Consider the following 14,138-nt stretch of genomic DNA (forward strand, 5'->3'; position numbering starts at 1 on the left):
ATGCAAAAGTTAATAGTGACCGGCGCCGCCAATGGGATTGGTCGAGCGACGGTGGAGAAAGCCATTGAAGGCGGCTATTTCGTGATCGGCACCGATAAAGATGCCGCAGGCTTGAAGGCACTGACCCATCGCTATGGCGACGATGTACTGGACACCCAGGTCGCGGATTTCACCGACGACGCTGTGATCAAGCGCTTTATTCCCGAGATATATGCACGCCATCAGTCTATTTACGCCTTGATCAACAATGCGGGGATCTATCACGGCAAAAGCATCTACGCCTATTCCGACGACGAAGTGGACGACATCCTCAACGTCAACCTCAAAGCCTTGGTCTATCTGTCCAAGGATTTCGCCGAGCGGGAAATGCGCCATGAAGCCTCGCGCTGCATCGTCAATATAGCTTCGGTGGCCGGCGAGGTGGGCAGTTGCGATGCGCTGTATGGCGCCACCAAAGCGGCAGTGATCGGCCTTACCAAGGCTAACGCTTGGAATTTTGCACCCTTTGTGCGGGTGAACGCCGTGTCGCCGGCTCTGATCCACGACACTGCTATCTACGACCGGATTCCGACCTACCGGCGCGACGAATACGCGCGTCAGGAGATTCTCAAGCAACCCATCCTGCCCGGCGGCGTAGCGGACATCATTCTGTTGGTGATCAGCGATGCCATGCGGCATATCACCGGCCGGGTCATCCCCGTCGACAATGGAGCCTACCCACGGTGAGCCCATCCACGCGCAAAAAAAAGCTGTTGCTGGTAGGCGCCGGCAACCTCTGCCTGCAGATCCTCAAACTGCTCGCGCCGAAGAATGCCTTCGAATTTGTGGTGCTGGGGCGCAATGAGGACGCCACCGTGCGTCTGTGCAACCTGGTGGCGCTGTCGTGTGCGCAGTTGGAGCAGTTCGTCGCGATCAGGCCGGTGATCGCGGATTTGACCGATATCGACCGCGTCGCCCAGGTGCTGCGGGACGAGGCACCGGACATACTCGTCAACTGCGCGTCGCTGCAGTCGTGGCGCGTCATCACGGCGTTGCCCAAGCGCTCGTTCGAACAACTCGACCAGGCGCAGTTCGGTCCCTGGTTGCCCATGCACCTGACGCTGATGCACAACCTGATGCGTGCGGTAAAAGCCTCAGGCATCGTCACTCGCACCGTAAATGCGGCTTTTCCCGATGCGGTCAACCCGATTCTGGCCAGGGTCGGCCTGGCGCCGGATATCGGCGTGGGCAACGTGGCCAACCTGATTCCGGCGGTGCGTTTTTCCATCGCGCGGTTGCTGGAGTGTTGCCCCGCCGATGTGCAGGTTCGCTTGTATGCCCAGCACTATTTCAGCCATTACGTCCCGCGCGCAGGGTTGCCGCCACGGGCTAATTACCGTCTGTTGTACGAGGTCCGCGACCAGCCGAATGTGGCGCGGTTGCCTGCCGAAGCGATTTTCTCGGCGGTCCGCTCCGAGTTCCGGCGTCGCGGTGGCGTGGACGGGCAGTTCCTCACCGCGTGTTCAGCGGTCACGGTAATCGAGGGGCTGTTTTCCAGTACGCCTGTGCTGGTGCATGCCCCTGGCCCGCTGGGGTTGCCGGGCGGTTACCCGGTGTGGTTGCACGAGGGTCGCATCGAGGTGCAGTTCTCCAACGCCTGCCCCCATGACGACGCGGTGCGCATCAACACGATCTGTCAGAGCCAGGACGGCATCGACGAGATCCATTGCGACGGTTCGGTCACCTTCAACCCGCAGTGCATGGTCGTGATGCAGGCGATGCTGGGCTACTCGAAGAAAAACATGTCCATCGAACAATCCGCCGAGTTCGCCCGCGAGTTGGCGAGCAAGTACGCGGCGTTCAAAGCACTCAACCTGGCAGGTGCGTGATGAACCAGATGCCCAAGCAGCCGAATGGCCCCATCGCCCGTTATTCCACGCAGTACTCTGCGGATTTTGTCGAGCGCTGGGACGAGTTGATCGATTGGGAAAAACGCAAGGCGGGGGAGAGCGGGTTCTTTGAAAACCTGTTGCGCAACCACGGCGTGCAGACGGTCATCGACGTCTCGACCGGCAGCGGCTTCCACGCGGTACAGCTTAAGCAGGCCGGGTTCGACGTGGTCGCCACCGATGGCAGCCCCACCATGCTGACCAAGGCGCGCGCGAACTTCCGCCGATATGGCTTGGCGATCCCCTCCCATCATCGCGACTGGCGTGCCCTCGACCCACAGGAACTGGGGCAGTTCGACGCCGTGGTGTGCTTAGGCAGTTCGTTGTGTCATGTGTTCGAAGCCAGCGAACGCCTGGACGTCCTGCAAACCTTTCGGGCGTTGCTCAAGCCGGGCGGCCTGCTGGTAGTGGATCAACGCAATTTCTTCGCCATTCGCGCCGGCCATTTCAAATCCAGCGGCCACTACTATTACTGCGGCACCCACGTGTCAGTGAGCCTGGGCGAGGTCAACGCGCAGCTGTGCGAGTTCATCTACCGCTTTGACAACGCCGAGCAATACCGGCTGCAGGTCTACCCGTTGCTGCCCGGCGAGTTGACCCAGGAGGTGCTGGCCTGCGGGTTTTCGGAGCATGCCAGCTATGGCGATTTCCTGGCCGATTACGACATGATGCAGTGTGACTTTGTCATCCACACCGCGCTCGCCGCGCGAGGGGCGCTATGAATACGCTTGTGCAAGGCAACGCCCGGGCCCTCGATAGCGGGGTGCTGGCGGTGGTGCTCACGGGGTTCGTGGCCAGCACTTATGGGTTCGGCGTTTACCTGTTCGCCAACCTGGTGGTGGACATGCGTCGCGACCTCGGCTTCGACTACACCACGGTGGGCTTGATCACCGGTGGCGCGCAGATCGGCTTTCTGCTGTTTTCATCGGTCACCAGCGTAATCAGCCGCTATGTCGCAGGCTGGAAGATCAGCCTGGCGTCCACCGTGATGACGTCCTTGGCGCTGCTGGGGCTGAGTATCAGCAACACGATCTGGCTCTCCGGCGCGCTATTGATTCTGCTCGGCGGCTGTTCGGCGTCGGTGTACATCCCGCTGGCGGAGATCGTCACCAAAGGCTTCAGCGCCGGCCTGCGCTCACGGGTCATGGGCTTGATTTCCAGCGGCACCAGCTACGGCGTATTTATCAACGGGTTATTGGTGTCGTTTCTGACGATGCACGGCGGCTGGCGCGGGATTTGGCTGACTGCCGGGCTGATCTCGCTGACGCTTTGCGTGGTGGCCTGGTACCTGTTGCGCAACCTGGCGACGAGCGAGGAGGGCGACGCAGCCGGGGAGCCCGGGCAGACGTCTGACCGCCACGCGCCCTGGCTGAGCCGTTCTTTGTACCTGACGTGGGGCATCGCCTTTCTCAATGGCATGGCGTTGCTGCCGTTCCAGACCTACCTGGCGCCCTACCTGCGCGACGAGTTGGGGGTGTCGGTGCAAGACACCGGTTTTATCTGGACCACCCTCGGCGCCGTGGGCATGGCTTCGGGCTTTCTGCTGGGGTGGCTGGCCGACAAAGCGGGCGTGCGCACCTCCCTGGCTCTGTGTTTCATTAGTGCCGGGGTGGCTGCAACGCTGGTGTTTACGTTTAACAACCTGCCGTCGTTTTACCTGGCGGCGTTTTTATTTGCGCTGGCGTTTTATCCGATCTTCGGGCTGGTGCCCAGTTACATCGGGCAAATCGTGCCGGTCAGCCGGCTGACCCAGGCGTTCGGCATCGCCAATGTGCTGATCGGCTTGGGTGGGGTGTGCGGCAATTTCCTGGGGGGCTGGTCGAGGGACCTCAGCGGCTCGTTTTCCCACGTCTACTGGGTGGTGGCGCTGCTGCTGTTCGGGCAATGCGCAATGGTGTTGCTCTTGGGTAAGCGGGAGTAGCGCTGCCTGCGACCTGGAAAAACGCGGTACTCTGCGTGCTTGCAGCGAGGCCGTATTTTCCCAGGAGCAGGCATGTCGCATTTTACTGGCTCTGCGAACTCGATCCGCCTGATTGGTGGCGCCCTGGTATTGGACTTTATCAATACCACCAACGGACGACGCCCTGGCACGACGCTCAAGGTGATGGAGGAACGGCTCACCAGCTTTCCATTCTTCTTTGAATGGGCGCTGCATGCGTCGCTGGTCTCGCCCCATGAGTTTGAACATTACAAGCCCATGGTATTTGAGTGGCCTATTGCCTATCAGCCGAACCTGGAGGCGGTGATTGCCTTCAGAGAATGCCTATACGCGGTGTTTTACCCGCTGGCGCTGCATCAGCCCATCCCCGATGAGGCGTTGGCGCAGATCAATCTGACCTTCCAGCAAGGTGTGGCCTGGCGCGAGCTTCGGGCGGTCGACGGTCAACCTGCCTGGCTCTGGAAGCCCTGTACGTCGGCCCAGGAACTGACCACGATGCTGCTCGGGCGCCTGGCGATCGACGCCACGCAATGGTTGGTACCCGGTGCGCTGCAGGGTTTGAAGTGCTGCGGCGCCCATGACTGCGATTGGATATTTCTGGATATTTCCAAGAACAAGCAGCGCAGATGGTGCCAGATGAGCGTGTGCGGCAGCCGGGAAAAATCCAGTCGACTCAAGCACGGCAGGCCGCCTTAGTCGTCGCGCGGTCAATCACGACGGGTAGCAATTGCTCCACTTAATAGGAAGCATTACTATTCACGCCCCGCCTACCCAGTGCCTTCGCGATGATCCCTCAGCCGCCCCGCAGAACAGGCTTTTTCGAGCACTATGAAGAGTTGATCGGAACCTGGACGCGTCGCTTGAGAAACCGTCAGCAAGCCGAAGATCTGGCCCATGACACCTTCGTACGGGTGCTGGAGTCCAGGTCCGCCGATGTGCAGCAACCGCGCGCTTATCTGCATCAAACTGCGCGCAACATTGCGGTGGACGCTTATCGTCGTGACGACCGCCGCGACGCCGTATCAGTCGATGCCTTCGTTCAATGCTCACCCCACGCCGGCGATCCGGAGCATGTCATGCACGCGATCCAGTTGGCGGACTCCATCGAACGGGCACTGGCCGAATTGCCGCTCAACTGTCGGCGGATCTTCATTTGGCAGAAAATCGAGGGGCTCACCCAGCAGGAAATCGCCGAACGCCTGGGGTTGTCTAAAAACATGGTGGAAAAGTATATGATCCGCACGCTGCGGCATCTGCGCGACCGCCTGGACGCGCCGACGCCATGACTCGTATCGAAACAGGATCTTCCGCGATGGACAACCGTGCCCGTGAAGAGGCCGCGCAGTGGTTCGCGCGCGTGCAGGACGGCGAACTGAGCCCCGAGCAAGCCCGGCGGTTCGAGGCGTGGTGCGCAGAACATCCAACCCATCAATACGAATTCGACGTGCTGCAAGGCCTGTGGCGGGCCGCCGACCTGCTGCCCGAGGCGCGCTGGCAGGCGTTGTGCGAAGCGCCGGCCGAACGGCCTCGCAAGCCTGCGCTGTGGCGTTATGCGGTGGCGGCCAGTGTCGTCGCGGTCGCCGTGGGCCTGGGCTTGTTCAGCGGGCTCGATCATTCCAAGGTCTACCGCGCCGAATTCAGCACCCGTCTTGGGGAGCATCGCCAAGTGGCCTTGCCGGACGGTTCGCTGATCGACCTCAACAGCCGCAGCGTGGTTGCGGTGACATACGAAAAAGCCCGGCGCGGCATTGAACTCAAACAGGGCGAGGCGATGTTCAGCGTCGAACACGACAGCAGCCGCCCCTTTGTGGTGGCCGCCGGGGCGGGGCGGGTCACGGTCACCGGCACCCGCTTCGATGTGCGCCGCGATGACGACCAGACTCGCGTTGCGGTCGAGGCGGGTACGGTGCAGGTCCAGGGGCGTCTGGCGCAGCAGCGGGTCACCCTGACCGCCGGCCGTGGCACCCATGTGGACCGTCAGGGCGAGGTGGCGACGGCCTACGCGGTGAACGCCGAGGAACTGACGGCCTGGCGTACCGGCAAATTGGTGTTCAACAACGCCACACTGAGCGACGTGGCCCGGGAAGTGTCGCGCTACCGCGAGCAACCGTTGCGGGTCAGCGCGCCCGCCGTGGCCAACCTGCGCCTGACCAGCGTATTCAAGGCCAACGACACCGACGCCTTGCTCAAGGCCTTGCCGCGCATCCTGCCGGTGGCCCTGCGTACGTTGCCGGACGGTAGCCAGGAAATTATTTCGCGCTGACATTCAGGTTTTTTCCCCGTTCATCGTCTTCTCCTGCAACTGCAACTGGTTTGCATTAACGGCCGCATACTTTTGCGATCACAGGACAAGGTTCGACGTGAAAAAAATCGCCCTCCACAACAATAAAATCCGCCGCTGGGTGCCCTTGGCCCTGGCGCTCGCTGTCAGCGCCTCGGCCAATGCCGACGACGCAATTCACATCCAGGCCCAACCCTTGGGCGCGGCCCTGAGCCAACTCGGCCAGCAGACGTCCCTGCAAGTATTCTTCAGCCCCGAGCTGGTTGCCGGTAAACGCGCGCCTGCGGTGGACGGCAACCTCAGCGCCGAGCAAGCCTTGCGCCAATTGCTGCAAGGCAGCGGTCTGGACTACCAGATCGACGCCGGTTCGGTGACCCTGCGCCCGCAAACCAGCGGCAGCGGTGAAGCCGGCTCACCGATCGAGTTGGGCGCCACCGATATCCGGGTCGTCGGCGACTGGCTCGGCGACGCCAATGCCGAAGTGGTGCAGAACCATCCTGGCGCGCGTACGGTGGTCCGCCGCGAAGCCATGGTGGAGCAGGGCGCGATGAATGTCGGCGATGTGCTGCGACGCGTGCCCGGCGTGCAGGTGCAGGAGGCCAACGGCACCGGTGGCAGCGATATTTCCCTCAACGTCGGCGTACGTGGGCTGACGTCCCGTTTGTCGCCACGCTCCACCGTTCTGATCGACGGTGTTCCAGCCGCGTTCGCGCCTTATGGCCAGCCGCAGTTGTCGATGGCGCCGATTTCCGCCGGCAACCTGGACAGCATCGACGTGGTGCGTGGCGCCGGTTCCGTGCGCTACGGTCCGCAGAACGTCGGTGGCGTGATCAACTTCGTAACCCGGGCGATCCCCGAGACGTTCTCCGGCGAAGTCGGCACCACCCTGCAAACCTCCGCCCATGGCGGCTGGAAGCATATCGAGAACGCCTTTATCGGCGGCACGGCCGACAACGGTATCGGCGCGGCCCTGTTGTATTCCGGGGTCAACGGCAACGGTTATCGCAACAGCAACAATGGCAATGATATCGATGACGTGATCCTCAAAACCCATTGGGCGCCGACCGATCAAGACGACTTCTCGTTGAACTTCCATTATTACGATGCCAGCGCCGACATGCCCGGCGGCCTGACCCAACGGCAGTTCGACGCCAACCCGTACCAGTCGGTGCGCGATTGGGACAACTTCAGTGGCCGCCGCAAGGATGTGTCCTTCAAGTACATCCGTCAGATCGACGACCGCACTCAGGCCGAAGTGCTGACCTATTACGCCGACAGTTTCCGAGGCAGCAACATCGCCAACCGCGACCTGAAAACCATCAGTTCCTACCCGCGTACCTACTACACCTTCGGTATCGAGCCGCGTGTGTCCCATGTTTTCGACCTAGGGCCCAGCACCCAGGAAGTCAGCGTGGGTTATCGCTACCTCAAAGAAGGCATGCACGAACAAGCCACCAGCCTCAACCTGGTCAACAACGTGCCGACACCTGGCGGGCAGAGCGACGGTCATGTGTACCAGGACCGCACCGGTGGCACCGAGGCCAATGCGTTCTATATCGATAACAAAGTCGATATCGGCAAGTGGACGATTACCCCGGGCATTCGCTTCGAAAATATTCGCACCGAATGGCATGACCGCCCGGTGATCGCCCTGAACGGAACGCGCACTCCGGAGAAGCGTCGCGAAGTGCATAACAACGAACCCCTACCGGCCCTGAGCGTGATGTACCACGTCTCTGATGCCTGGAAACTGTTCGCCAACTACGAAACGTCGTTCGGCAGCCTGCAGTACTTCCAACTGGGGCAGGGTGGCACCGGCAACCAGACGGCCAACGGCCTGAACCCGGAAAAAGCCAAGACCTACGAAATCGGCACGCGCTACAAGGACAGCGTGTGGGGTGGCGAAGTGACGCTGTTCTACATCGACTTCGCCGATGAGCTGCAATACGTCAGCAACGATGTGGGCTGGACCAATCTCGGCGCCACCAAGCACACCGGTGTCGAAGCGTCGGCGCATTACGACCTGACCAATCTGGACCCGCGCCTGGAAGGCCTGACCGCCAATGCCGGGTTCACCTACACCAAGGCCACCTCCGAGGGCGATGTGCCCTTCAAGGGGCGCGACCTGCCGTTGTACTCCCGCGAAGTGGCGACCCTGGGGCTGCGTTACGACATCAATCGCTGGACCCATAACCTGGACGTCTATGCCCAGTCTGGCCAACGTGCCCCTGGCACCACCAGCACTTACGTGACTCAAGGCACGGCCGATGGCCAGTTCGGCGATATACCGGGCTACGTTTCGGTCAACCTGCGCAGCGGCTATGACTTCGGCCCATCCTTGTCGAACCTGAAGTTGGGCGCCGGGGTGAAAAACGTGTTTGACCAGCAGCACTACACGCGCTCCAGCGACAACAACGCCGGACTGTACCTGGGTGAACCGCGTACGTTCTTTGTACAGGCCAGCGTCGGGTTCTGACCGTCGAACGCTTGGGGAATATCGCAGCTCTGCATGGGGCTGCGATTTTTTTGCCCGTTTCCTACAGGTGCTGCGTGCATCTGATTGTCCGATCAGGAACCGATTCCGACATCCCCGCCACAGATGGGCTAGCTGCCGCGCTTCGACGCGCCGTCGCACTGGCAGGCTGAATATCACGCCCCCTTGTGTTGGAGAACAATATGTCGGTATCGACACTTGATAAATCCTTGTCTGCTTCGCCTTCCCGTGACCGTTTACAGGACAGTCCCAAAACCGACGTCAAGGCCCGTCGCCCGGCGCCTGAGGCCCTGTCCTTTTCGGACCGCAACATGACCAACGTCAGTTTCTCTTCGCGGGAAAACAAGGCCGGTCCCGTTTTCGGCGACCCGCAGCCGCCGACGGAGCGCCATTATCCTGCGTCTCCCGGTATGCACCACAGCATGACGGCCATGCGTCCAGGCTTCATGGACCCGTTCCGACACTGGATGCACACTTGCTTCGGTTGGCCTCGGCCGCCACACCGTCCGTGCTGGGGCAATCCTCCGCCACGGCCGCAGCCTGGTTACGGTAACCCGCCGCCACGCCCAGACCCCACCATCGGTAAACCCTACCCCACGTGGCCGGGCCGGCCTGATCCGCAGTACTCGCTCAAGAGCAATGAACAATTGGCAACGCAGTTGCGCGGTAACTTCAAAGCTTTCATGGACTCTAAAAATCCCGGTTTCGTCAGCATCGACAGCATTCAGGCGATGGCCGAAAGAGGTTGGTCCCCGTTTCCCCGCGTCAACGATAACATTCGCCTGGCCAAGGAAATGCTGCGCCGTCCGGAACTGCTGAGCGCCCTCGACCGGCACAGCTCCACCGGCGCACTGGACGGTCTAATCGATCGGCAAAACGTGGACCTGGTCGTCGGCGGCAAAAATTACTTCAAATATAAGTCCGACAAAGAGTTGGTCGGCGAGCTTCTCAAGCACTTCGACGAATTGAAAGACGGGCCGTCGTCTTGGGACATCGATATCCAGGATTTGAGAAACCTGGCGCGAGAGCCTTTGACCGGCGATTCTCCTAGAGACCATCTGGTGCAGTTGGCGCAGGAACTGCTCAGGCGTAACGATTTGGTCACAAGGTTGGATGACCTGGCGAGCCAAGAGTCTGACGAGCGAATCCACCTGTTTGCGCTTTTCCTGCTGCGCTCCTGACTGAGCGGCACCGCAACCCGGTTGCGGTGCCCGCCACCGTTTTGTAAGGAACTGATTACGTTGATATGCCACACAGGAAGTACCTGCCGGCGTTGATCAAACCGGCTGCTTTTCGGGCTCCGAGCCAGGGCAAACACAATGACTTCGACCTCGTCCTCGTTTCAATCACCTCATCACGGTTGTCACGAACCGTTTCGCAGCCTCCACGATGGCGATCCTGCTCGGTCAGCAGGCGCCTTGGCTTCGCCGGACTTGCAGATGTCACCGGCCCTGTATGCCGCCGAAGCACGACGCATGAAAGCCTTCGCCGGCCAGCGAAAGTTCCAGGCGCCGGTTGCCGATGATTTCTCCCGCGGCATGCTCGCGGCCGGGCAGGCTTCGAATGATGGCACCAAGTCAATCAAACTCCCGGGGCTGTTCGAGGGCCTGGCCGCTTGGTGGCGCCGCAGGCTCGGCTGAGCTAACAGGATGGCGATATTCTTCTGGTTCGGCGGTTACAAACGCTCAAATTTTACTGCATTCGACTGGTCTGCCTCGCTGGAACCAGGAGTTTCCGAGTACCACTCACTCTTCGCCTGTTGAGTCAGGTGCGTAGCGATCGACCCAATAAGTCTCGGTCCACGGAATCTTATTATGCTGGAGATAAAAAATGGCTGATTGGCTGAATAATTTGAGGCAGGTATCGCCCCATCTGAACCTGAACACAGGCAATGGTCACGCACGTTTCGGAATCGCTGAGCGAGCGACGGGCAAGTCACTCCCCCCTCAAGGGAATCAGCTTTTCGATACGCGATTCCCGAACAATGGACAGGTGCATTTTGACGCCCAAGGCTTCTATTCAGGCGGTTCGCAGGTAGGCAACCCGTATACCAGCTCGGACGACCATCTGCTGGCAACCCAACTGAATAACGTTTTTCCAATGCTCGGTGATTTCAAGAAGGATGGTCGCCTGACCCTGGGCTCCTTGGAGGCAATTGCGAAAGAGGATCCGAAAGAAAGCAAGGTGCTTGAGCGCACGATCATGCTGGCGCGGGAGATACTCAACCGTCCGCGGCTGGCCGACGCGATTGTTGCCAAGGGTGGCGAGATAACCTCGGCCAGTCTTGAAAAGGTCGCCAGTTATTCCATTGGCAATACCAATCCCAATACTCAGAGTGCCGACCCATTCCATTCGAAGACCGACGCACAGGTCGTCCAGGTGTTTAGGGGGATGTTTGATGACTTGCGGGATCAGTCGGAAGACTACAGTTTCTTTTTTGAAAAGCACCGCTACGTCAAGAAAGAAACGCTTATCGAGATGAGCAAGGACCCCGACGAAACAGACAAACAGGGCCAGGTAGTGCGCGACGCAGCCACCGGTTTTCCCAAGAAGAAATACAGCGAGCTGCAGGTCTACATGGCCAAGAACCTGGTGGAGCGGCCAGGGCTTCTGGCATCGCTGGACGGCCCCAAGGCCAATGGCACCAACATCTTCGGTAGCCACAACGACGATGGCTGGTTGAAGAACTACAGCATTGACCGTTGGTTGGAAAACGACAAGGAAGAAAAGGGACGATAAGGCTTCCTGGCGACCTATGAGCTTCTCGGTCCAATGCGGAAGCTCATGTCGTTCACACCCGCAGTATTTTTCCACTGACTGCCACTGCCACCAGCAATATTCCTATCACCAGAAAGGCCGTGGCCAGGCTGCTGCCATGGGCGATGAAGCCGATTGCAGCAGGCCCGGTCAGAATGCCGGCATACCCCAACGTGGTAATGGCCGGCACGGCAATGTGTTCGGGCATGACCTTCTGTTGCCCAACGGCGGTGTAGAGCACCGGCACAATATTCGAGCATCCCGCCCCCACCAATGCGTAGCCGAGCAATGCGACCTCCCAGGCAGACGACAACGTGGCCAGGAAGATACCACTGGCGGCCAGCACGCCACCCACAATAATCACCTTCTTCGCGCCCAAGCGCCGCACGATGGCGTCGCCGGTCAGGCGCCCGGCCGTCATGGTCAGGGCGAAGGCTGCGTAGCCCAGGCCGGCGTAGGCCTCGTCCAGGCCACGTTCGGCGCTCAGGAACACCGCGCTCCAGTCCAACACCGCACCTTCGGCCAAAAACACGATAAAGCACAGACAGCCGATAAACAGCACTACACCATGGGGCACCGCAAACGCCGGTCCTGAACTTTCGCTGCCATAAGGCAATAAATGCGGCCCAGCCTTGAGCAGCGCCGCGAGCGTGATCACGATCACCACCAGCGTCGCCTGCAGCGGTGTCAGCCCCATCCCCAGCAAACCGGCAACGCCTGCCGCGCCGACAATCCCGCCCAGGCTGAACAAACCGTGAAACCCCGACATCATGGTTTTGCCGCTGGCCCGTTCGACGATCACCGCCTGCAGGTTCACCGTGGAATCCACGGTGCCAAGCCCGGCGCCAAACAAAAACAACCCGACGATCAATAACGGGATCGAGCTGACCGTGGCCAGCAGCGGCAAGGCCAGGCAGATCATGATTGTGCCGGCGGTGAGTACACGTCGACAGCCAAACCGCGATGCCAGCGCACCCGCCGCCGGCATCGCGATGATCGAACCCACCCCCAGGCACAACAGCAGCAGACCCAGCGTGCCCTCACTCAGTCCCGCGCGAGCCTTGGCGTACGGCACCAGCGGTGCCCAGGCGGCAATGCCGAAACCGGCGATAAAAAAGGCGATGCGGGTCGACATTTGCTCCAGTCGCCCGGGAACCACGGGCGCTGAGGTAGGGATGGCTGTCATGAAAAGTCCTTGGTTTTGCGTTCAACGAACGATGTCCGACGCGACATCCTTGCACATCAGGCCCTCGCGAGCGAGCTGGGTTCCCCAAGCAGCATTGAGCGTGAATTTTCTTTTTACAAACCTGGAACGCAATTGGCGATGAACGCCACATAGGTGTTATCGCTTCCGTAGGAGGCGTTCTGGAAGGTGTGTAATCCCCGCACTAAGTGATGATCCCCGGGCTTTGTGCGGTGGATTACCACCTTCCAGGCCGCTTCGCACAAATGCGTCGTTCTGTAATACGCTGCTGCTCCCTATGTAGGAAACCGGATGGACTAACCGATGACAATGCGCAGGCGGGCGACAGCATGACTCAGTTCTACGATGCCCGAGGCAATGTGTATGGCGTGGTCAGCCCGGCAGCGCTCCGGCGTCAGGGCGTTCAGCTACCCGACGACCCCGTCCAGGCCGCGCTTACGCGCAAAACCTGGGCCGCTTTGGCCATCGCGTCCGAATGCGGTTGGGGCTCACTGCCGCGTCCAGCGAATGCCAAGGCCCATCGATGCGATGGCTTGCTGGTCGGCCCGTTTCAGAACGAGCCGCCATTTGACCTGTTGATCGTTAACACCGACGGTTCCCTGGCCGAGCGCAGTGGCAATGGTTTGACGATTTTTGCCCAGGCACTCACGGATCAGGGCTTGATGACCGACACATGTGAGTTGCGCGTGCACCATGACCAGCCCGACGGGCACTCGCCTGTGGCCACGCACATCGCCCCCGCCGTGCATGACCACACTGCAGGGTTCTGGCTGACCCTGGGCGTACCCGAGTTCGGGCCATCGGCGGTTGGCGCGCAAGGGGTAGAACCGGTGCTGCTCGGTGACGCTGAACTGAGCCAGGTGGACGCGCTCGCGGCCATCAATCCGAATTGGACCCACAGTCAGTTCGTGCGCGTGGGCAACCCCCATTGCGTGACCTTGGTCGATCGCGTTGCCGACCTGCCGGACAACGGGCCAATGCAGCAACCTTCCTTGTTCGCTCCCCTACAGGCCATTGCCTTCGCCCCGCCGATGGGCGGCGGTCAGCCGTGCATGGCTGGAGTTAACTTGCAGTGGGCCGCCAGGCTCCCCGGCAATCGTATGGCGGCGCGAGTGTTTGAACGTGGTGAAGGCCCCACGGCGTCCTCTGGAACCAGCGCCAGTGCGGTGGCCTGTGCGGCATGGCGAGCGGGCTGGGTAGAGGCCGGCGACGTCGCAGTGGTCATGCCGGGTGGTACTGCGCCAGTACGCTTGCAAACCCACGACCATCGGCTGCTGAGCGTCAGTCTGTTCGGGGCTGCACGGCGCCAGGTCTGAGGGTTTCATTGAGCTGACGTCTATAAGTGGACGTCAGTTTCTTCTTAATTAATTAACTTGTTTTCGCAAGTTGGTGTAGGCCCTTTCGTGCACTTCGGAAGTAGTACTTTGTCGCGATTTATTATTTTGTAAAAGACACTTCCATTACCTCCGTACGAAACTTCTTTTTTATTTTCCAATAGTCGATTTTTGCCTGAAATCGCTAAGCTTCAGGGCTCT

General features: G+C 60.4%; 13 protein-coding genes. 12 read left to right on the forward strand and 1 reads right to left on the reverse strand.

Annotation, left to right across the window (positions count from 1 at the left end; translation table 11 throughout):
* From QRN41_RS17680 to QRN41_RS17730, 11 genes are all read left to right on the forward strand, one after another.
* A complete protein-coding gene (locus QRN41_RS17680) occupies positions 1-726 on the forward strand; it encodes an SDR family NAD(P)-dependent oxidoreductase (RefSeq protein ID WP_167417975.1) in 726 nt (241 codons plus the stop codon).
* On the forward strand, positions 723-1,868 hold the full coding sequence (locus QRN41_RS17685; protein WP_167417974.1) for a hypothetical protein: 1,146 nt from the start codon (positions 723-725) through the stop codon (positions 1,866-1,868). The genes QRN41_RS17680 and QRN41_RS17685 overlap by 4 nt, the downstream gene beginning before the upstream one ends.
* Positions 1,868-2,650 (forward strand): class I SAM-dependent methyltransferase, encoded by a 783-nt coding sequence (locus tag QRN41_RS17690; protein ID WP_167417973.1) that lies wholly within the window; start codon positions 1,868-1,870, stop codon positions 2,648-2,650. The genes QRN41_RS17685 and QRN41_RS17690 overlap by 1 nt, the downstream gene beginning before the upstream one ends.
* The gene (locus QRN41_RS17695; protein ID WP_167417972.1) at positions 2,647-3,849 is read left to right on the forward strand and encodes an MFS transporter; all 1,203 of its coding nucleotides are present in this window, start codon (positions 2,647-2,649) and stop codon (positions 3,847-3,849) included. Before QRN41_RS17690 ends, QRN41_RS17695 begins: the two co-directional genes overlap by 4 nt.
* Before the next feature lie 72 nt (positions 3,850-3,921).
* Positions 3,922-4,563 (forward strand): CGNR zinc finger domain-containing protein, encoded by a 642-nt coding sequence (locus QRN41_RS17700; protein WP_123480880.1) that lies wholly within the window; start codon positions 3,922-3,924, stop codon positions 4,561-4,563.
* 89 nt (positions 4,564-4,652) lie between these two features.
* Positions 4,653-5,153 carry a sigma-70 family RNA polymerase sigma factor gene (locus QRN41_RS17705; RefSeq protein ID WP_167417971.1) on the forward strand — a complete coding sequence of 167 codons (501 nt, stop codon included), beginning with the start codon at positions 4,653-4,655 and terminating at the stop codon, positions 5,151-5,153.
* Positions 5,154-5,179: 26 nt separating this feature from the next.
* Positions 5,180-6,130 carry a FecR family protein gene (locus QRN41_RS17710; protein WP_285421929.1) on the forward strand — a complete coding sequence of 317 codons (951 nt, stop codon included), beginning with the start codon at positions 5,180-5,182 and terminating at the stop codon, positions 6,128-6,130.
* Positions 6,131-6,227: 97 nt separating this feature from the next.
* Positions 6,228-8,624 (forward strand): TonB-dependent siderophore receptor, encoded by a 2,397-nt coding sequence (locus QRN41_RS17715; RefSeq protein ID WP_285421930.1) that lies wholly within the window; start codon positions 6,228-6,230, stop codon positions 8,622-8,624.
* Positions 8,625-8,824: 200 nt separating this feature from the next.
* Positions 8,825-9,823: a type III secretion effector protein gene (locus QRN41_RS17720; RefSeq protein ID WP_167417968.1), complete on the forward strand. Its 999-nt coding sequence runs from the start codon at positions 8,825-8,827 to the stop codon at positions 9,821-9,823.
* Between the two features lie 258 nt (positions 9,824-10,081).
* Positions 10,082-10,282, forward strand: a complete 201-nt coding sequence (locus tag QRN41_RS17725) for a type III secretion effector protein (protein ID WP_231980922.1) — start codon at positions 10,082-10,084, stop codon at positions 10,280-10,282.
* 190 nt (positions 10,283-10,472) lie between these two features.
* Positions 10,473-11,381, forward strand: a complete 909-nt coding sequence (locus QRN41_RS17730) for a hypothetical protein (protein ID WP_243269826.1) — start codon at positions 10,473-10,475, stop codon at positions 11,379-11,381.
* A 52-nt stretch (positions 11,382-11,433) separates the two neighbouring features.
* Here the strand turns inward: QRN41_RS17730 and QRN41_RS17735 are convergent, their stop codons facing one another.
* Positions 11,434-12,585 (reverse strand): MFS transporter, encoded by a 1,152-nt coding sequence (locus tag QRN41_RS17735; RefSeq protein WP_034137704.1) that lies wholly within the window; start codon positions 12,583-12,585, stop codon positions 11,434-11,436.
* Positions 12,586-12,932: 347 nt separating this feature from the next.
* Between QRN41_RS17735 and QRN41_RS17740 the strand changes: the two genes are divergently transcribed.
* Positions 12,933-13,919 (forward strand): diaminopimelate epimerase, encoded by a 987-nt coding sequence (locus tag QRN41_RS17740; RefSeq protein ID WP_167417967.1) that lies wholly within the window; start codon positions 12,933-12,935, stop codon positions 13,917-13,919.
* Positions 13,920-14,138: the final 219 nt, after the last annotated feature.

It is taken from the genome of Pseudomonas sp. efr-133-TYG-23 (assembly GCF_030209215.1).
Classification (GTDB): domain Bacteria; phylum Pseudomonadota; class Gammaproteobacteria; order Pseudomonadales; family Pseudomonadaceae; genus Aquipseudomonas; species Aquipseudomonas rhodesiae.